The sequence below is a fragment of the Enterococcus sp. DIV1067f genome (assembly GCF_050543505.1).
Taxonomy (GTDB): domain Bacteria; phylum Bacillota; class Bacilli; order Lactobacillales; family Enterococcaceae; genus Enterococcus_D; species Enterococcus_D entomosocium.
In genome coordinates, this window is record NZ_CP172940.1 from 3,382,157 (window position 1) to 3,401,970 (window position 19,814).

At 37.4% G+C, this 19,814-nt stretch carries 20 protein-coding genes; 9 read left to right on the top strand and 11 right to left on the bottom strand.

What is annotated here, in order from left to right:
* Positions 1–38 precede the first annotated feature (38 nt).
* Positions 39–197 carry a hypothetical protein gene (locus IGJ42_RS15705; protein WP_008380281.1) on the top strand — a complete coding sequence of 53 codons (159 nt, stop codon included), beginning with the start codon at positions 39–41 and terminating at the stop codon, positions 195–197.
* Positions 198–327: 130 nt separating this feature from the next.
* Here IGJ42_RS15705 and IGJ42_RS15710 read toward each other — a convergent pair whose 3' ends face one another.
* Entirely contained in the window at positions 328–780 is a 453-nt protein-coding gene (locus tag IGJ42_RS15710; protein ID WP_005230546.1) for a GNAT family N-acetyltransferase, read from the bottom strand.
* Positions 781–1,169: 389 nt separating this feature from the next.
* On the opposite strand from IGJ42_RS15710, the gene IGJ42_RS15715 reads away from it, so the two are divergent.
* Both IGJ42_RS15715 and IGJ42_RS15720 read left to right on the top strand, forming a co-directional pair.
* Positions 1,170–1,589 carry a MerR family transcriptional regulator gene (locus IGJ42_RS15715; RefSeq protein ID WP_005233209.1) on the top strand — a complete coding sequence of 140 codons (420 nt, stop codon included), beginning with the start codon at positions 1,170–1,172 and terminating at the stop codon, positions 1,587–1,589.
* A gap of 75 nt (positions 1,590–1,664) precedes the next feature.
* A complete protein-coding gene (locus tag IGJ42_RS15720) occupies positions 1,665–2,531 on the top strand; it encodes an aldo/keto reductase (RefSeq protein WP_008380285.1) in 867 nt (288 codons plus the stop codon).
* A gap of 376 nt (positions 2,532–2,907) precedes the next feature.
* On the opposite strand, the gene IGJ42_RS15725 is transcribed toward IGJ42_RS15720, so the two are convergent.
* The 3 genes from IGJ42_RS15725 to alsS all read right to left on the bottom strand — a co-directional run bounded on the left by IGJ42_RS15725 (position 2,908) and on the right by alsS (position 6,070).
* On the bottom strand, positions 2,908–3,522 hold the full coding sequence (locus IGJ42_RS15725) for a CPBP family intramembrane glutamic endopeptidase (protein ID WP_008380288.1): 615 nt from the start codon (positions 3,520–3,522) through the stop codon (positions 2,908–2,910).
* A gap of 54 nt (positions 3,523–3,576) precedes the next feature.
* Positions 3,577–3,825, bottom strand: a complete 249-nt coding sequence (locus IGJ42_RS15730) for a hypothetical protein (RefSeq protein ID WP_008380289.1) — start codon at positions 3,823–3,825, stop codon at positions 3,577–3,579.
* A 568-nt stretch (positions 3,826–4,393) separates the two neighbouring features.
* Positions 4,394–6,070: an acetolactate synthase AlsS gene (alsS, locus tag IGJ42_RS15735; RefSeq protein ID WP_008380291.1), complete on the bottom strand. Its 1,677-nt coding sequence runs from the start codon at positions 6,068–6,070 to the stop codon at positions 4,394–4,396.
* Between the two features lie 240 nt (positions 6,071–6,310).
* Here alsS and IGJ42_RS15740 point away from each other — a divergent pair, with 240 nt between their 5' ends.
* The 5 genes from IGJ42_RS15740 to IGJ42_RS15760 all read left to right on the top strand — a co-directional run bounded on the left by IGJ42_RS15740 (position 6,311) and on the right by IGJ42_RS15760 (position 10,227).
* Positions 6,311–6,679, top strand: a complete 369-nt coding sequence (locus tag IGJ42_RS15740) for a winged helix-turn-helix transcriptional regulator (protein WP_008380292.1) — start codon at positions 6,311–6,313, stop codon at positions 6,677–6,679.
* Positions 6,661–7,362 (top strand): endonuclease III domain-containing protein, encoded by a 702-nt coding sequence (locus IGJ42_RS15745; protein WP_005233189.1) that lies wholly within the window; start codon positions 6,661–6,663, stop codon positions 7,360–7,362. The genes IGJ42_RS15740 and IGJ42_RS15745 overlap by 19 nt, the downstream gene beginning before the upstream one ends.
* A gap of 91 nt (positions 7,363–7,453) precedes the next feature.
* Positions 7,454–7,984 (top strand): YbhB/YbcL family Raf kinase inhibitor-like protein, encoded by a 531-nt coding sequence (locus IGJ42_RS15750; protein WP_005233187.1) that lies wholly within the window; start codon positions 7,454–7,456, stop codon positions 7,982–7,984.
* A gap of 26 nt (positions 7,985–8,010) precedes the next feature.
* Complete coding sequence (locus IGJ42_RS15755) at positions 8,011–9,099, top strand: L-dopachrome tautomerase-related protein (RefSeq protein ID WP_430615794.1); 1,089 nt, start codon at positions 8,011–8,013, stop codon at positions 9,097–9,099.
* Between the two features lie 75 nt (positions 9,100–9,174).
* A complete protein-coding gene (locus IGJ42_RS15760) occupies positions 9,175–10,227 on the top strand; it encodes a zinc-binding alcohol dehydrogenase family protein (RefSeq protein WP_008380297.1) in 1,053 nt (350 codons plus the stop codon).
* A gap of 481 nt (positions 10,228–10,708) precedes the next feature.
* Here IGJ42_RS15760 and IGJ42_RS15765 read toward each other — a convergent pair whose 3' ends face one another.
* The 5 genes from IGJ42_RS15765 to IGJ42_RS15785 all read right to left on the bottom strand — a co-directional run bounded on the left by IGJ42_RS15765 (position 10,709) and on the right by IGJ42_RS15785 (position 15,997).
* On the bottom strand, positions 10,709–10,915 hold the full coding sequence (locus IGJ42_RS15765; RefSeq protein WP_005233172.1) for a hypothetical protein: 207 nt from the start codon (positions 10,913–10,915) through the stop codon (positions 10,709–10,711).
* 111 nt (positions 10,916–11,026) lie between these two features.
* A complete protein-coding gene (locus tag IGJ42_RS15770) occupies positions 11,027–11,518 on the bottom strand; it encodes a helix-turn-helix domain-containing protein (RefSeq protein WP_005233169.1) in 492 nt (163 codons plus the stop codon).
* A 311-nt stretch (positions 11,519–11,829) separates the two neighbouring features.
* Entirely contained in the window at positions 11,830–14,391 is a 2,562-nt protein-coding gene (locus tag IGJ42_RS15775; RefSeq protein ID WP_430615795.1) for a cation-translocating P-type ATPase, read from the bottom strand.
* A gap of 235 nt (positions 14,392–14,626) precedes the next feature.
* Positions 14,627–15,346 (bottom strand): B3/B4 domain-containing protein, encoded by a 720-nt coding sequence (locus IGJ42_RS15780; protein ID WP_086298847.1) that lies wholly within the window; start codon positions 15,344–15,346, stop codon positions 14,627–14,629.
* A gap of 198 nt (positions 15,347–15,544) precedes the next feature.
* Positions 15,545–15,997 carry a MarR family winged helix-turn-helix transcriptional regulator gene (locus IGJ42_RS15785; RefSeq protein ID WP_086332754.1) on the bottom strand — a complete coding sequence of 151 codons (453 nt, stop codon included), beginning with the start codon at positions 15,995–15,997 and terminating at the stop codon, positions 15,545–15,547.
* 301 nt (positions 15,998–16,298) lie between these two features.
* Here IGJ42_RS15785 and IGJ42_RS15790 point away from each other — a divergent pair, with 301 nt between their 5' ends.
* Positions 16,299–17,594, top strand: a complete 1,296-nt coding sequence (locus IGJ42_RS15790; RefSeq protein ID WP_086332755.1) for an ISL3-like element ISEfa11 family transposase — start codon at positions 16,299–16,301, stop codon at positions 17,592–17,594.
* A 1,192-nt stretch (positions 17,595–18,786) separates the two neighbouring features.
* On the opposite strand, the gene IGJ42_RS15795 is transcribed toward IGJ42_RS15790, so the two are convergent.
* Both IGJ42_RS15795 and IGJ42_RS15800 read right to left on the bottom strand, forming a co-directional pair.
* The gene (locus IGJ42_RS15795; protein ID WP_086332757.1) at positions 18,787–19,434 is read right to left on the bottom strand and encodes a hypothetical protein; all 648 of its coding nucleotides are present in this window, start codon (positions 19,432–19,434) and stop codon (positions 18,787–18,789) included.
* Positions 19,435–19,603: 169 nt separating this feature from the next.
* Complete coding sequence (locus IGJ42_RS15800; protein WP_086332758.1) at positions 19,604–19,798, bottom strand: hypothetical protein; 195 nt, start codon at positions 19,796–19,798, stop codon at positions 19,604–19,606.
* Positions 19,799–19,814 lie beyond the last annotated feature (16 nt).

A 19,814-nucleotide genomic window follows, 5' to 3' on the forward strand; every position in this document is an offset into this window, starting at 1 on the left:
ATGTCATCTGGAAATATAAAAGAAAGGAGAGGTATACAATGAAAGTAATCTCTGAAGCTTCAAAAGAACAAATCATCACCATGTGTGGAAGTAATCAGCATTCCCATCATCCACCAATCATCTTACCTGAAGAGACTGATACACCATTTTCAAATCAGAAAAAAGAAGAGATAAAAAAAGAAGAGAAAGCTAGTTAAGAGAAAATCATTTGATCCTTACTTTACTTATTAATAAGGATAATAGCAATCAAAGAAGGGGTCGTGACTAGCTATATATGTCTCGACTCCTTCTTACATATTTCCCGCAAACGCAAATAATTTTTAACAGCTACTTGTTATCAACTTTCTTCATATAAAGAATTGGATAAGGGTTTCCTTGTTCGTCTAACTCGCTTCTTTTGTATACCTCAAATCCCATATGCTCATAAAATCCTTTCGCCTGAGGATTCTGTTCATTTACTCCCAGTTCATTTACAGAATAGTTTTCCATCCCGTATGCCAAGAGTTTTCTTCCTAGTCCCTTGCCTCTTTGTTCATTTGCTATAAAAAGCATTTCAAGATTTCGATCCGAGATCCCCATGAAGCCAGCTGGCTCTCCATTTTCACTTTCTACGATAATCAAATGTGGCACATGATGCAATGCCTCTGGAATGTATTGCTTAATGGCTTGGATTTCGGTCTCTGACAAAAAGGTGTGCGTCGCCTTAACAGAACTCTCCCATACTTCAATTAATTGTTGCTCTAACTTTTGATTCATACTACTTACTTCTTTTATATTCATGGATAGTCACACTCTCATCAGCTTATTTTCGTTTTTCATAACAAGAATCGCTGTTTCATTGATCCAAGTTAAGAATTTTCAACATCATCATAACATGAGATGGATTTATTTAAAATCTATGGATAAAAACTGCCTCGCTCAAATAGATAACGAAACAATCAATTCTAAGAGAGTATGACTTGCTTTGAAACACACTAAGAAAGGAGCTTTCAATACTGATGATTTCTCAAATCATTCTGTTGAAATAAAAATGCTTGTAGCTTTTTCTTCCCGAATAGTCGCCATAACGAACAAAATATATTCTTTTCAATAAACGATTTTAAACCACTTGCCCTAGAGTCCACTTCAGGGTTTATGATTACTTATAGAAAAGATAAGGAGAACCAACGATGAATATAAAAAAAGCAGCGGAAATGTTTGATTTGAGCGTAGACACATTGCGCTATTATGAACGAGTCGGTGTGATTCCACCTGTCCAACGCAATGAGAGTGGCTATCGGGTGTACACAACAAATGATCTAAACTGGATCTATTTAGCAAAACATTTACGAAATGCAGGATTGTCGATCGAATCGCTAATTGAATTTGCTCAATTGGCACAAGTACGTGAAAGTCAAAACGTCGAAACAGCTCAGAAACAGATTTTAGCCGATCAACTCGAAGAATTAGAGAAAAAGTTAGCAGCAATGCAGGAAGTAAGAGACCTACTTATTTATAAGATAGAAACGTATGATGAGCATATCGCAAAATTTAAAGCAGGAAATATGACCCCTGATAAAGTGGAAAAATTATGGGAACGAAAAAAGTAACATCTTTCACTTGCTATGGACTTAACTCCAAGGTTTAGGATAGAACATGCAATGAAAATTAGAGGAGGAAACATTATGCAAACAATCACACTCAATAATGGTGTCACCATGCCGCAACTAGGATTTGGCGTTTATCAAATACCTTTGGAAGAAACAGCAGAAGCTGTTTACCAAGCAATCAAAGCTGGGTATCGACTGATCGACACTGCTTCTATTTATGGAAATGAAACAGAAACAGGCGAGGGAATCAAGCGCGCCATCACTGAAGGTCTAGTCACTCGAGAAGAACTTTTTGTTACCTCTAAATTATTTATTCTCCAAGCTTCCGAAGATAAAGCGAAAGAAACGATTGAACATTCGCTTGAAACAATGGGATTAACTTATCTTGATCTCTACCTTATTCACCAACCATATGGAGATATTTATGGTGCTTGGCGCTCAATGGTTGCTGCTCAAAAAACAGGAAAATTACGTGCAATTGGCGTTTCAAATTTCAAATCAGCTAAGATGATCGAGTTTGTCGGCTTGAATGAGGCGAAACCTCAAATCAATCAAATCGAAGTGAACCCTTGGAATCAACGAGCGGAAGATCAGGAATGGCATGAAAAATATGACGTCCAAGTTGAAGCTTGGGCTCCCTTTGCAGAAGGACGCCATGACCTATTTACCAATCCGACATTAGCAGAAATTGGCAAGCAATATGGCAAAACGGTTGGTCAAGTTGTTCTTCGCTGGTTGATGCAAAGAGGGATTGTCGCTTTAGCAAAAACAGTTCGTCCAGAACGGATGGCTGAAAACATTGCTATTTTTGACTTTGAGCTTTCCCAAGAAGACATTGAAAAAATAGCCGCTTTAGATAAAAAAGAGTCCGCATTCTTTGACCACGATGCCCCCCAACAAGTGGAATGGTTTATGGAGCGGATGTTAGATACTGAAAGTTAATAGGTTTTTATTGAAGAAAACCAATACAAGTCCGCTCACATTGCAAAAGGAAGCGGACTTGTATTAGTTCTTACTGAATTGTATGTCGTCACTTTTCTTTGTCAGTATGACAATGTTCTTGGAAATAGGGCCAGTGAGTCATCTTTGAACAAGGAGTTGCTTTTCATATTTAGCAGTGGAACCTAAATGATGATCTAAAAAATGACGAAGGACAGACATTCGTAGATAAGAACTGTACAAAACAACATGCCTAAGACGCTTCTCTGACCTCTCAAATGTACTTTCACCAAATATGTTTTAGAGATTCTATACGTACATAATAGATAAATTGCCCCCAATTCTTCTACTATTAAGAGGAAACATTAAGAAGAAATCTTTAGATCAAGATAGCTGCTGCCATCACAACGAAATTATAGAAGCTATGTGCAAAAATGGATTCCCAAATATTTCCCCTACGTAAATAGGTGATCGTCAAATAAAACCCTATGACAAAGTAGGGAAAAAGAGCAAAAAGATTCCCGTTCACATTTACGATATGACTTTCAGTAAAAAGCAAGAGGCTTCCGACAGCAGTGATGATTCTCAACCATCGTTTTTCTCCAACATAAATCAGTGTATAGCGATAAAGCATTTCCTCGAAAACAGGTGCTAGCAAAAGTACATCGAATACAAATGGAAGGGTTCTTTGATCGGAGAGATAAACAAAAATCAACGCATTGAGATCACGAAATAAAAGAATATTAATTAAACCGATAGTGAGGATAATACTAGTAGGTACGATGAGACCGATTTTTATTAGCGCAATTTTATTTATCTTTTTATAACTCTCTACTAAATAGTTACGGAAAAGAAGGATACCAAGTAAAACGAACAATAGTTTTACTCCGAAATGATTATAACTCATCAAATATCTTGCATAAAAAGAAGGAATGCCACGTATTGCTAGCCCCTTCCATAGGACATAAAACAATAAAAATAACCCTCTTTTCAACTTATCCCTCCTAATGAACGAAAGCTTTATACTCCAGATAGTTTTACTCTTCTTTCAGTTCTTCCTATCTCTAAAATAACAATAAACCAAATAACCACTCGAGCATACTAACAAAGGAAGTCCGACATAGAGCATACCAGTTCCTAATGGATAATTAATAGCAAGATCAAGTTGGATATTCTTAAGCTCTTCTTGGCTTATTGTGTCAAAATCTTGAATAGGAATCAAAATCGTTTGTAAAAAAAAGCCAACGACCGTGATAAAAAGACTGAAACAAAAAACGCCGAGTGCAAATTTTTTCATAAGAGACCTCTTTTCAGCATACACTTTATTGCTTTACCATCTTATTATACATATCAATAATTAAAAAAAGAAACTTAAAATATTTTTACACATTATACTTACAACAATTAACAAGGAAACCATCCTATAGAAGTCATTCCTTAGCTGGAAAAAGGAGTCTCCTCACTAATAATTCTTCCATCAAACAACATAGGAAGTGCTTAATTTCCTTCATTCGACTTACTTGAAATCTGCCTCTATGAAGACTAGAAACACGTATCCAAATCACCGCTATCCACCGTATTTAGAGTATCGATGTGCTTTTTTAAGACAGTGCCGAATTGGCAGACCTTTTCTCCGAAAAAATCAGAGGAGATGCTAACAAAAATACCGCTAGCAGCAAACGAATCATCGTCCTTACCAACGGCATTTTATTAAAGACTTCTGTCCTGGATTCTCTAAAAATTCCACTTCATATTTTTAGTCAGGCACTGTTTTTATTGTAAAAAGAACTTTCTTTTCTTTAACGTAGTAAAGGTGCATTGCCATTCTTTTCTAACACATGTTTTGTGGCCCATAGTAGAAAGACTCAGTACTTTTTAAACGGTTCTTTATCTCGTAAATGAATATTCTCATGATTGTCTTCGATCATTTCAATCACTCTTGGTTCACTCGTAGCGTACGCTTCCTTCAGCGCAGCATCTAAAGCTTCTTTGGAACGTACACGAACTGCTTTAATACCGTAGCTTTCAGCCATTTCTTTATACCCAATATAATCGATATCGACCCCTTCTTTTTGTCCGTTATAGTCTAGTTCTTGTTGGAATTCAACCATGTTGTATTCTTTATCCACCCAGATTACTTGCACAATATTCAAATTGTAATGGGCTACTGTAGCTAATTCTTGTGAGGAAAACATAAAGCTGCCATCCCCACCTGAAGACAAAATCTTTTCCTCTGGACGTAACAGTGCTGCTGAAATCGCCCAAGGAAGACCGACGCCTAAGGTTTGTTCCCCATCAGACATTAAGAAATGTTTTGGCCGATACACATTTAGGTACGAACCCAGCCACACTTCATGACTTCCTCCATCCATAACAACGGTCGTATTTGGATGAGCCTCGATTATTTTTTGCAAAGAGTCAACAATTTCCAATGGATGTAGTGCATCCTCAGGTGTTTGGCTGGGTACTTTTTTCTTCGCTGTCAATTTTTCTTGCAAGTCATGAACCACCATTTTCCACTCATCCGTAATGGCTTGTTCCGTTATGCTATTGGTAATATTTTTTAGATTTTTTGCGATATTGCCTAAGAGGATGGTGTCAGGGAGATAAGTTTCATCTAAATGATCCACTACAGTATCAATATCAATAATGCGCTTGTTATCGGTATTCCAAACAGAAGCCCAGTATTCAACCAAATTTAATCCCAATGTAATCACTAAATCACTGTTAAAAACCAGTTCATCCCCAGGCAGGTTATTAAACAGCCCCACTCGACCCACATAGTTTTGGGAAAACTCATGCGTCAATAGACCTGTAGCTTCGAACGTCTCCACGACCGGAATTCCCGTTTTTTTAACGAACCCTTGAATGGCAGCCGCCGCATTATCATCGGCTGCCCGAGCACCAACGATAATAACTGGGCGTTTTGCCGCTTTGATTTTCTCAACTGCACTAAGAATGGCAGCTTCGTCACTAATCGTATTGTCCAATTGATTCACTAAGGTCGAAAAAGCCAAACCAGATTTAGTGGTCTCAGCTAACAGAATATTACCTGGAATATCCATAAAAACGGCCCCGGGATTGCCATTGATACTTGAGACATACGCATTCGCTACTTCATCCGCAAGGGCATCGGTATGCTGAATTTCCTTGGCATATTTAGTAATCGTTGAATCATTCATTACGCCAGAAATATTAGGATTTTGAGGATACGGTGTTACTAACTTCGCTTGTGGAACTTGTCCGGCAATAGCCAATACCGGGTCACCATCAGAAGTCGCCGTAGCTAAGGGCGTGACCAAATTCAAAGCCCCCGGTCCTGACGTAGTCATCACTACACCAGGTTTACCAGTCATGCGCCCAATTCCTTGTGCCATGAAACCAGCATTTTGTTCATGTCTTACCGTAACAACTTTAATCTCTTCACGTTTTTTCAAAGCCATTAATAACGGACCCAACTTGCCGCCTGGCAATTGAAAGACATATTCCACACCATTTTTAATCAATGTATCTACAATCAAGTCTGCACCGTTCTTATTCATAATAAATCTCTCCTAAATGTTTTTTGCAAGTTGTTTATTAGGATTACTTGAGATAACTGTAAAGGTAATAAATTTGCTTACTCGTGTACTATAGATTCAAAAGAAAGAGTTGTACATTAGGGAATTTTTTTATACGTCTATTTCTTATTGCCTTCTTACGATTAGGAGATGAATTGTTTTACAAATAGTAAGTAAATCCTTATGATACTCTCAGACATACGGAAAAGGAGACAACGGAAGATGACAAGAAAAATATACAATTGCGAACATGGCTGCGCGGTCGAATCGACTTTACAAATGATTTCAGGTCGTTGGAAAAGCGTTATCTTATATCATTTGATGTTTGATGGGTCACTTCGCTATAACGAACTACAAAAGCTGATTCCTGGCATCACTAGAAGAATGGTCTCTTTGCAGTTGAAAGATTTAGAAAAGGATGGATTGATCTATCGTAAGGTCGTTCAGGAAAAACCATTACAGGTTGTGTATGGAATGACCGATTATGGCTACTCTTTAAAAGAGATCATTGAATTATTGTATCGCTGGGGCGAAGATTTTAATCACAAAAACGCGGGATTACTTGAAGAAGAATGTTTAACTTGCAATTGATCGCGACTGCTAGTAAAAATGAGGTTTTTAACGTGAAAAAGATTGAAAATATTGAAGAATTATATGAAGCATTAAGCACATCAATGGAACATTCAACGTGGTGGGATACAGAAAATCCATGGGAAATCGTTGTCGGATCAATTTTGGTTCAAAATACCAATTGGAAAAATGTGGCCTATTCCTTAGCAAACATCAGAAGAGAGATTGGATTTTCTCCGAAAAGATTGGCAGAAATTGATCAGTTCCTTCTTCAGGATCTGATTCGGCCCAGTGGTTTCTACAAAAATAAATCCCGCGCGATAAAAGAAATCTTTTCTTGGTTTCAGCGCTACAACTATGATATCGGTATTCTACAGAAAAAAGAACAGGCTGAGTTACGAAAAGAGTTGCTAGCTATCTATGGTGTTGGCTATGAAACGGCAGATGTACTAATGGTTTTTGTGTTTAATAAGGTCGTGTTTATCGCTGATAAATACGCACAACGAATTTTTAGTCGCTTAGGCCTAAATGAGCCGCTTACTTACCTCACCCTTCAAAATATGATCGAATTACCAGATACATTTACCAATGAACAAGCTCAAAACTTTCATGGTTGGCTAGTTGATTACGGTCAAGTCCATTTGAAATCGGATAAAGACTGGCAAGCAGGCTTCTTAAGTCAGTTTACACTCGTTCACCTCTAATTGTGGTATAAAAAAATTCCCTAATTTACATTTCATTGACCGAGGATTACGCTATCCTTGTTACAAAAACACGTTTCAAGGAGGAGATAGTATGAACGATCCATTTTTAGGATTACAAGACGTGCCAGCGTTTCACGTGACCAGTAAGGACATTGTTGACGGGAAACTTATGGATAAAAAATTTATGTCTGGTGATTTTGGGATTGAGGATGGACAAGATATTTCACCAGAGCTTCACTGGACCGGTGCACCAAGCAATACGAAAAGCTATGCGGTTACCTTATACGACCCTGATGCACCAACTGGATCAGGATTTTGGCATTGGGCAGTCATGAATATCCCCGCTTCTGTAGAGGAATTATCACAAGGAGCCGGCAGTAGCGATAACGCAAAGCTGCCACCGGGAGCCGTTCAATTACCAAATGATGCCCGCATGAAAAAATATATTGGTGCTGCGCCGCCCAAAGGTCATGGTGTTCATCACTACTTCTTAACGGTTTGGGCATTGGCTATTGAGAAAGTTGAAATTCCTGAGGATTCTACCCCAGCTTTTTTCATTTTTAATACCTTTGGACATGTCCTAGCTCGTGGTGTTGTGAACTTTGAAGTCGAAGTGAAATAGGGAAAGCTCAGAGAGGAAGATACGTAATGAATGCTGCAAAAGAAAACTATTTTGGCAAACTAGAACAAGTCCATGAATTTTATGATGCGATGCCTACCGGCGTTAGCTTATCGGAAACCGGGAGAATCTTTATTAATTTTCCTGAATGGGGAGACCAAGTAACCGCGACAGTCGTTGAACGAGTAGACGGCAAATTAATTCCTTATCCTAGCCAAGAAGCGAATACATTTGATCCTCAAAAACCGGAAAACGGATTTCTAAGTGTACAAAGTATCGTTGCTGATGGTGCTGGTACTTTGTGGGTATTGGATACCGCTGCACCCAAATTCACCGTTCCTGTTAAGGGTGGGGCAAAACTGGTTGCTGTGGATTTAAGTACTAATCAAATTCGCAAAGTCTATACTTTTTCACCGGATGTCGTCCTAGACTCTACGTATTTGAATGATGTTCGAATTGATTTACGCCGCGGTTCTGAAGGGGTAGCCTATATAACCGATTCTTCTATTACCGGTCCTGGTGCGTTGATCGTACTCGATTTAGGTACTGGCGATGCATTCCGTATTTTAGATGGCACGCCCTCCACCGCGGTTGATCCAGCCTTTATTCCTAAAGTTGAAGGCGAGATTTTGTTAAATCGCTCGGCTGATGGAACAACTTCGCATTGGCAAGTGGCAGCTGACGGCCTAGCGATTTCTCCCGACGGAAAAACCTTGTTTTTTAGTCCTTTATCCAGTCGACATTTATACTCAATTGAAACCGATAAAATTTTCAACAAAGAAATTGATGATCACGCATTAGAAGCACATGTTAAAGATTGGGGCGAAAAAGGCGCCTCTGATGGCATGATTACGGCAGAAGATGGAACGATCTATGCTGGCGACTATGAAAACAACAGCATTCGTGTGATTCACACGGATGGTACTATGGAGACTTTGGCTCACGATCCGCGTATTTTATGGCCAGATACTTTATCTATTGGACCAGATCAATACTTATATTTTAACGCCAACCAGCTGCAACGGCAGGCTAGTTTTCACAAAGGAGAAGACCTGATAGAGAAGCCTTACAGTCTGTTCCGCATTTTTATCGGAAAAAATCCTGCGAAAGCAAACTAACCGGTCTTGATCCAAAGGGAGGGCAATACGTAAAAGAACTAATGCGATTTTCTATCCAGAAAAGGAGGAATGAAAATGTCAGAACAGAAAACGATGAATGTAATAGGCTTTTTCGAAGGCCTGCCAATTGAATCTACGCATAGTTTTATTGACCAAAAAGAAGGAATCCCTGTTCCAGGCCCTCGTGATTTATTAGTAAAAATCAAAGCCGTTTCGGTCAATCCAGTCGACACCAAATTACGGCAAACGACTCGCAAGCGAAATGCCCTGCGTATCTTAGGTTTTGATGCGGTCGGAGAAGTGGTCGCTGTCGGAAAAGATGTCATGAAATTTACTGTTGGTGATCGGGTCTTTTATGCAGGAACCACCACTCGATCAGGAAGCAATCAAGAATATCAAGCAGTCGATGAACGGATCGTTGCCCTAGCCCCTAAAAATTTAACAGATGAAGAGGCTGCTGCATTCCCATTGACTGCATTAACCGCTTATGAATTGCTGTTTGAAAAATTCGGCTTGATTCCTAAAGAAAACGCCAATCAAGGGAAAAGTATTCTCGTCATCAATGGTGCGGGTGGCGTCGGATCGATACTGAATCAGTTGGCTCATTGGGCAGGTCTAGAAGTGTATGCTACCGCTAGTTCAAAAAATTTTGACTGGCTTCAAAAAACCGGGGTTGACCACCCTTTAGACTACCATCACGACCTAAGGGACAGCTTTCGAGAATTAGGCGTTCCGAATGTTGACTATATCGCTGTCTTGTTTGACATCACCCAATACTTTGATCAAATCAGCCATTTGGTAAAACCTTATGGTCATGTGGGCACGATCGTTGGCCTTCACGAGCCCCTTGATTTAAGTGTATGGAAAAACCTTTCTGTTAGCTTTGATTGGGAGTATATGTTCGCTAAAACAGACCACGACTATCAAATCGAGACACAAGGACAAGCGCTAAAAGTGATTGCTGATTTAGCAAATGAAGGGACACTAAAAACAACCTTAAGCAAAGTCTATTCGGATGGAATCAACGCGGCAAATTTGAAGCGCGCAACGAGAGATGTCGAAAGTGGCCATATGTTGGGAAAAGTCGTTGTAAGTGGTCCTTTTAATGGAAACCCTACAGGGAATTAATCGCCCGAGCCATTTAATGAACGCACCCTTCAACAGAATTCATCATATATTCTAATACACTATCACTGATTTTTCGCAACAGCCGGATTCTCAAAGAATGATTTGTAGATGAAAAAAGCATTCAGAAAACAATGGGTCTCTGGATGCTTCATTCATCAATATAATAATCTAATGGATAACATAGTTAAAACTGAAATCAAGGTAAATCCATATTCGTTTTTCATAAAATCATCATCCATTCATAACTTAAAAAATAGTCATTCTTAGTAAGTGTTTATTTTCAAGAAAATTCATTCTCTTTACTTAGTAAGATAGAAAAAGACAACAACCATTATGACAACAAGTACCCAAAAATACCATTTTTCAGAGTTTTTTTTCTTCATATCTATTCTCCCTTTCTATTCATCTCAATTTTGAAAGAAACATAATAAGCAAAATATCGCCTTCTTGAAGGGCAATCGCTATCTGATTCCCTATCCGATTAATTCTCGGTTAACTCATCCCTAAATTTCAGGAATAGGTCTTTCGCTTGTCCTGTACGCATGTTTGTCAGGACTTTAATTTTCTTGACCATGCCAATATCATTTTCGTTTTTCGAAAGAATTTGTCGTGCCATTTCTTCTTTGATCTCTGCTTCTTCTTCCTTCGTTAAATTTCTGACTTCTTTCTTTTTACCAAAGAATCCCACCCTGTTCTCCCCTTCTTATAAAATTTATGCGCTTTTCACACTAGCCAGACTGAGCATTCTTTTTATCTAAAATGCGTTTTTCTGTCCATGACTTGATTCCTATACTCTAATCTACCATTTCTGTCGAAACCGTGGAAATGGTTCGTTCTCTTTTTTATTTTTAGGGAAGATATAAAAATAAAACACGGAGCCAATGATGATCGCTGGCGGCACCGAGATGCTCAATAATTTTAAAGCAGTGTTTAAAAGTACACCAAATTTTTCTTGAATAGAAAGATTCATAATCGTGCTGAAGTCTTGATTGAACGAAGTAACGATCATCGTGACAAAAAAGAGCAAGCAAAAACTAATCACCCCATACTTGATACTTACTTTTAAATCATCATTGTCTTTCTTAGTTTCTTCCAAAAGTAATGTTTCTAATGAGATATCCAATTCTTCGGCTATTTTGATCATATTTTTTTTGCTAGGGTACGTAGCACCTAACTCCCATTTTGAGATTGTCTTGTCACTTACTTCTAATAATTCTGCTAGCATACTTTGTGTTAGCTTGTTTTTTTCTCTATATTCTTTCAGCTTCATTGCTAATATTGTTTCCTTCATTTCAACAACTCCTCATCGATTTCTACCTTTCATTTTGACATAAAACCTACCATTTAACAGGAATTCTTGAAAAAGAGAGTAGAATAGAGGGGATTTTTTTAGCTACTTCTGGTGATTTTCCTGAAACATACTACCGATTCCTTCCTTTCAACAATAGTTGCTATGCATTCTGATATCTTCTAAATAATATCAAACCAGAAATCATAAGCGTCTGTAAATAATTAAAGGAGACGCAAAAACTTCCCAGTTTTTGCCCTCCCTCATTTCTCAAGAAAATTTGTTAACAGAGGATTTTCTATTTATCATTCTTATTAGAAGAAACCAAAGTATTTTTTCACTTCAATATACACTAAAGGAAAAATGGATAAGCCGATTACCCATAGCCAGTCAACTGCACGAAGAGAAACAAAGCCAAAAATAGTTTGCATGAATGGAATCGTTACTAACAAGATAATGATCAATGCACCTATGAAGGTTGTCATTACTAACAACGGATTGCTCAAAAAACGCAGCTTCAGAATAGATTCTTTACTTCTACAATTAAACATATGCACAATAGTTGATAATCCCAATACAATAAATGTCATTGTCTGCGAAACCTCTATCGATTCTAGACGTCCAATTAGAATCGCGCCTAATGTGACGCCTGTAAAAACAATTGAGATTTCTACAATTTTTACCAATAATCCTTGCGCAAAAATGCTCGTGTATTTAGCGATCGGGGCTTCCATCATTGCTTTTTTATCGACTGGTTCAATGCTAAGACTCATTCCTGGGATTCCATCTGCAACTACTTTTATGATTAACAATTGAACCGCTGTAACAGGTGCTCCCCACCCAACGAGCAAGGAAATTAAAACGATCGTCAGTGCAGAAATATTGCAACCAAGCATCGCGTATAATGATTTTCTGATATTGCTGTATACCCGTCGTCCTTCTTCAACCGCCTGAACAATCGTCGCAAAATTATCGTCTACTAAAACCATATCAGAAGCTTCCTTTGCTACTTCTGTGCCACCTCCCATTGCGATCCCTACATCAGCTGCTTTTAATGCAGGTGCATCATTGACACCATCGCCAGTCATAGCGACAATCTCATCATTTTTTTGAAATGCTTTTACGATTCGAATTTTATCTTCTGGGGAAGTACGGGCAAAGACTCGATAGTCATCAATCACATGGGCTAATTTTTCATCGCTCATTTCATGTAAATCCGCGCCGATCATTGCTTTTTTCCCATCGGTGAGAATTCCTACATCTTCTGCGATTTTTTTTGCTGTTAGTAAGTGGTCCCCTGTGATCATTACGGTTTGAATCCCTGCTTGTTTTGCAATAGAAACAGCCGTATAGCTTTCGGGCCGAGCTGGGTCGATAATCCCAACAAATCCTGCAAACTCTAACTGACTTTCAAGAATTTCTTCAGTAAGACGTGTAGGTTTTTCATCGTATCTTTTATAAGCAACGCCCAAAACACGGTATGCTTGATTGGCCAACTCATCATGCTTGCTCACGTAGGTGGGGTTGTTCGCATCAATGAGATCCAAGCGATCAAAAGCCCCTTTTGTGACAGAAACATATTGGTTGTTTACTTTATATAAGACAGTCATTCTTTTTCGTTTTGAATCAAAAGGAACTTCATGAATCTGTTCAAAGGTTGAAGCGACTTTACCTAGTTCCTCTTTAGTGAAGAGCGATGCCAGTTTTTTTCTGATCGCCAACTCTGTTGGATTACTAGTTACTGTTGTATTTTCTTCCATCGAACTAGCAAGATAGAAGAGAAATAAGAGATTTTTATCCTTCTCTTCTGTTATTTCTAAGCAGGAAGTCAGTCTATCCTTCATGATAATAACTTCTTTCACGATCATCTTATTTTCCGTAATCGTTCCAGTTTTATCTGAGCAGATGATTGAAACACCTCCAACGGTTTCTACTGTTGAAGGAGTCCTAACGATGGTTTTCTTCAGTGCCATATTTCTCATCCCAACCGCTAGAGAGATTGTTACTACGACTGGCAAAACCTCTGGAATAGCAGCAACAGCCATGGATATTGCGGTCATGATACTGGTCTCTAAAGACAATCCTTTGCTGATTCCTATAGCAATCGCTAGAAAGCCAGAGAGAATAGCGATTAGTCCTAGAACTTTCCCAAGTTTTTGCATTTTTATTTGTAGAGGTGCTATGGTTGTTTCTTCCTTGCTTAATAAGCTCGATATTTTACCAATTTCCGTATTCATTCCTGTCTTTTCAACTCGAACGTTTGCTTTTCCTGTGACTACTAATGAGCCAGAAAAAACCAAGTCTTTTCTGTCCCCTAAAGAATCTTCTTTAGAAGAAATATAGGTGGGATCTTTTTCACTTGGTTCACTTTCACCAGTTAGAAACGATTCATCAACAAAGAAATTACTACTAGTTAAAAGTTTAGCATCTGCTGGAATACGGTCCCCTAATGCCAACTGAACAATATCACCAGGAACAATGTTCAAACTTTCAATCTCTTTTAACGCCCCATCTCTGAATACTTTACTTACGGGAACACTTATCTTATTTAATTCACTTATTGATTTTTCCGCATGTTTTTGCTGTCGAATCGACAAATATAGATTAAGAATGACAATTGAAAAGATGACTATTGGTTCCGTAAAATCATCAGGGTGGTTTTGAAATGCAACGTAACTAGATAAGAGCGTTGCAACGATTAAAATCAAGATGGTAATATCCTTCATCGACTCTTTCAAATAGTCATAAAAATGCTTCTCGTCTTTGCTTTCTATGGAATTAAACCCATATTTTTCTAGCTTCATTTCTGCTTCTTTACTGGAAAGTCCCGACTGGTTAGGGCTCTTTCCTTTTTCTTTCAATTGTTCTTTTAACATCTGCCTATACCTCCTAAAACAAAAAAGAAGTCAGACAAACTAACCATAAAAGCCTAAGGTTAGTTTTTCTGACTTCAATAAGATTTATTCCGGCGAACAAATCTAATGTCATTATTTAAATTCCACCTAATTATTGCACATCCGAATATTTGGGTCAAGATTTTCACGATGACCGATCAATCAAAATGAGAGAATGGTATGCAAAATCGAGAAAAAGTACGTGTACATCCTTATCCTATAGACAAGAAGCTCGCCCTTGCAAAATGATTTCAGGACTTTCTTTACTTAGCACATAATCATTACCTGCTACTTTAAAATACTCTTGAACCAACTGACTTAACTCTTTGATTGCTTCATTCGCCCGAGCCCGTTGCGTTTCATTGATCGATTCAATGAATAAAACAGCATTGGTGGTCTCTTCTGTTAGCATCGTACGTTGAGCTTCCCGCCAATTTAAGCATCGACAGATTGCACCTTTCTCATCATAGTAAATGACTTCCTTTTCCAAGGCTGGGGAATCAGTATCTGCACCTAAGGGAAAGAAAGATTCGCCACCTTTTGCAACGCCTAAATGAAGGTCGCCAACGATTGTATCGAGGTCTTCTCCGCCTAAAGGGACACCATATTTCAAGGAAATACTATTATAAATATCTACTAAAGGATTGATGGGAGAAAATTCTCTGTCTTGATTCACCCGTTTCAACAGTGCTTCGATGGAAGCGCGTACCCCTTTTTTCGTTTTAAATTGCTGAAAAGCACTTCGCCATTCTTGGATCACTTGGTTTTCACTGAAGGTGTCGGTTGTTAAGTAGCGCTTTGCTTGTTCTTTACTACTTTTTAGCAAGTCAGTAAAAAACGTTTCGTGTGCAGCATCGGCAACATTGTTTATATTTTTTACAACAAGGCAGTTGATTTGTGCTTCTGGAAATAGTGCCCAAAATTCTTGATCGATCATTATTTTCTTCACTTTCTCTACACTCCTGTTTAGTTTATTTGAACAAATTCATGTCCTTTATTTTTCAGGATCTCTGTTTTTTCAGCAGACAGCCGAGCTATATCCTTTTTAACCAAATATCAGCTACCTGTGCTTCCTACCCTAGGTAGCATGAATGTACATTCAATCAGATCCAATCTCCCCAGCGGCGTTATTCGTTTAATAGTCTCTTTTGATCCCATTCTTGACGTTGACCCAATCAACTTCTACCGAAGATTTTATTTTTTTCAGCATTTCCGCAAGATTTTTTCTTTCTAAAGCAGATAACTGTTGAATCGCTACTTTATTTGAATAGTTATTTTCTCTTATGATTAATTGAACCGCTTGTTTCCCTTTGGCGGTTGTGTATAAGTGTTTGATTTTTTTATTTTCTTTGTCTGACTCTTTTAGAATAAACCCATTTTCCTCTAACTTTTTTACCGCCCGGGACAAAGTCGTGCGATCAACTTTGATCCGTTCGGCTAATCGTTCAGGAATAATTCCTTCATTTTCAAATATACGAACTAAGTAAATGTATTGTCCTTTACTGAGTTGAACCTCTTTAAATTCAATATTAGCAATGGATTCCAACATTCTACTGATCGAACCTATCTCACGAAGTATATCCTCCACGAACTATCCCCTCCCTATCTAGCACTATAATAGCCCATTATTGTTGCACATGCAACAATAATGGGCTTGATTTACTTTATTACTCACTCTTAGAAAATGGGTGCATGGAATAAGCTTGTTGTTTCTGTTCTCAAAAAAAGCAGGAGAATACAGAGAAAAAATTCTGGCTCTATAATTTATGGGACTGATGAATCAGAATTGATTCTTCAGCCCCATTTTCATTTTAGGTATTAAAAAACATATCGTTCTCTAGTATGATTAAATCACCACAAAATAAACAACTGAGAGGACGATATGCTATATGAATGATTCTATCAAAAAAATGTTGAGAATAACAGAGAAAGATTTGATGATTACAGAGATCTCTTACGAGACCCTTCAGAAGAAAAAGACGTTGGTCGTCGATGCTGTTCTCTCGCCTACTCCTCGTGCTTGTAGAAGTTGTGGTTCTACTGTGGTAGATGGAAACGGGAAAACAATTATAGTGAAAAATGGGAAGAAGGAAACGATTGTCCGTTTTGAACAATACAATCATATGCCTTTGGTTATGCGCCTAAAAAAGCAGCGCTATACCTGTAAAAACTGCCGAACCCATTGGACTGCTCAAAGTTATTTTGTCCAACCCAGACATTCAATCGCAAATCATGTTAGATATAAAATTGCTTCTTTACTGACTGAAAAAGTATCTTTATCTTTTATTGCGAAAAGCTGTCAGGTATCTTTGACCACCGTTATTCGTACATTGAAAGAGTTTAAAAGCTATTTACCAAAGCAATCTAAGAAGATTCTCCCCAGAGTATTGATGGTTGATGAATTTCGTTCGCATGCTTCCATAGAAGATAAAATGAGCTTTATTTGCGCAGATGGCGAAACAGGAAAATTAATAGATGTTTTGCCTACGCGTAAATTACCTCGATTAACAAGCTATTTCTTAGGGTGTACCAATCCAGAAGAAGTAGAATTCTTGGTGACAGACATGAACGCCGCCTACTTCCAGCTCACCAAACGTGTTCTGCCAAATGCGAAAGTAGTGATTGATCGGTTTCATATTGTCAAACACATGAATCAAGCGTTCAATGAGTTGCGTATCCGTGAAATGAATGAACTTCGTAAAGCCGGACAGAAAAGCCAGGCAGAAAAACTGAAAAAGAACTGGCGCTTTTTGCTAAAAAATCGTGCAAACATCAACCATTATGAATACAAAACATGGAAAAGTTTCCGAGCACCAAAATACCCATTTCTTACTGAAGCAATGATGATTGATCGATTGCTTGAGTTTTCTACGCCCCTGAAGGAGGCGTATCCCTTTTTTCATGAATTAGTTGAAGCCTTTCGAGACAAAGACCCTGACTTATTTTTCTCCTTATTGACAGAACTTCCCGAAACGTTAGATGACAGCTTTCGGGAGAAGCTTCAAAACCTTCTGACCTATGAAGAAGGCATCACCAACGCAATGATCTATCCTTATTCCAATGGAAAAATAGAAGCGAAGAATACCCACATAAAGACAATGAAACGAGTATCCTACAGATTTAAATCATTCGAGAACATGAGAATTAGAATCTTTTTGATCAGTCAATTAATCAAAGTGAGATAACAAAAAATCTGAGCCAGAATGAGGTTCATTCTGACCCAGATTTGATTTTGCACAACTCATCAGTCCTTATTGACAAATAGCCATTTTTTCCCTTTAGGCCTCCTTCCACGTAAGTAATCTATTCATTTGTTAGGAGAATAGTTTTTTAAACAAAAAATGAGAACACTTAATAATCCACGTTATTAAGTGTTTTATTTATACAAAAATTAATATATGTCTAAATTTTTTTTTTCGTTTAGCTTATTTCTTTGGTTTTTCCTTCTCAAGAATTATAAGTTATTTTTTAGCGAGGCATTACCTTACGCTCCGAATTGTTATTATAAAGATAATAAACTTTTAAAATGTCTTCGGCTTTCCTATAAATCAGTTTTATATTTATTAATAATATTTGCAGAACAAAAATACCCGATTACGAATGATCGGGCTCAGAGAGTTAGAACGAAGCTTCTAAATTTTAGGGCCGGATAAGTCTAACTGCTTTAAGCAAATTGTACAAGAATAAAGTGTTTTTCCTTCAGGTCAATTACTGAAGAATTTTGATGCGAAAATGAGAGAGAATCAACGTTTTTTCTTTTGATACTAATGAGTAGTCTGACTATTAAAACTGTAGAAAGTGTCCTCTTGTTTCACTCATATCTCATTCCATTTGATTACTGATTTTTAATGTTTCTGTCCCTTTATATTAATTGTCCTAATAATCATAAATCTAATTTTTAATTGAACAATGATTTAGTTACGAGTTTATGTACACAAGAATAGAGCAATAAATTTCAATTATGGCATTTAAAAAGAGTGTTCAGGAAATCGTCATTTTCTGAACACTCCATATAATGAAAACTGAAAAAATCACTCAATCATTTTTGAGTGATTTTAATGGTGACCACATTTTTATAGTTTTTTCTTAATTTAGAAATCCATATCGAGATTATGTTAATTTGGGGAAGAATTAACACGCGCACTAATTTTTTATCGTTTCTTAATCGTTTTATAAATGCCGTATGCACAATATAAAATAAACAAGACGGGGATAACGACTAATGGCGTTTTTAGTAATAAATAAGGATCTAAAACACCATTGATTGTACCTTGTTTAACCAAAAGATAGTTACAGTAACTGATCAATTGTAATTGAAATAATAAAATGAATCCGATAAATAAACTATAAATGTATTGTTTCTCCATCTTTTTCTCCTTATAGGTTTTTAAATGAGTAATCCCAATGACTAAAGGTTTTTACAGTAGCGGTTCTAGCTGTCTTTGTTTTGACTCCACTTATATACTCACGCTGTACTACTTTTGTAGATTTGTACACTGGTCTAAAAATTATTTGTTGTCTTTTACCTGCGGGGATATTTATAGAATAAGATACTCCGTAAGTCTTTGATTGCCCAATTGTAATTCCCAACGATGCTCCGATTTTATCGGCACCAATTGGATAACTACCTGAAATCGAAGACGAAACAGATCTACTAGAAGTATTTGAGTTAGTGGCTGACAATGTTGCTTTTCCCTTTCCAGATGGTCCATTTCTCCATGCGCCATAAGATGTACCAGCTGATGTTTTCGATTCAATTCTCCACATTCTATATTGAGCTACTCTAGTATTTACTTGTATGCCTTCCGAGTACAAGTTTGTATCATTATCAAGATTAATTTCAGGAACGTTTAAGTACTCTGCTCCTTCGTCCGAAAAAATTGGTGCATTTTCGTCAGGAAGAATAAGTTCATTAGTTTCTTCCATTGTTTCTGCTTTAGCATAAGTTACTGCACCACCAAAAGCTGTAAATACAGTGGTTGCAACTATTGCTGTTAACATAGTTGTTACGATAGATTTTTTCATTTTGATCCCTCTTTCATTTTTTATACACTAAGTATCCTTGAAATATGAAAAAATGAAAGAAACGAGAAGTTTACATCATCGGTTTACTACTAAAGGTAAACGAAAAGTTTACTTTTAGTAGTTACTATTACACCTTCAGAATTAAAATTGTCTTCACCATAGAATGGTACTACTCATTTAATAGTTTATCTCTTTCTTGAACTAATCCCTTTTCTTTATCAATCAGTGTCAGAAATATTTTATCAGAATACAGTTCTTCCTGAATTTTACCCCTAAATAGCAGAAATTCTTCCGCATAGTTTAATTTTTGCTGATTGACGCTTCTTCTTTCATTACAAACAGTAAGTAAATTTCGTTTTTTCATTCTTACTCCTACTGAT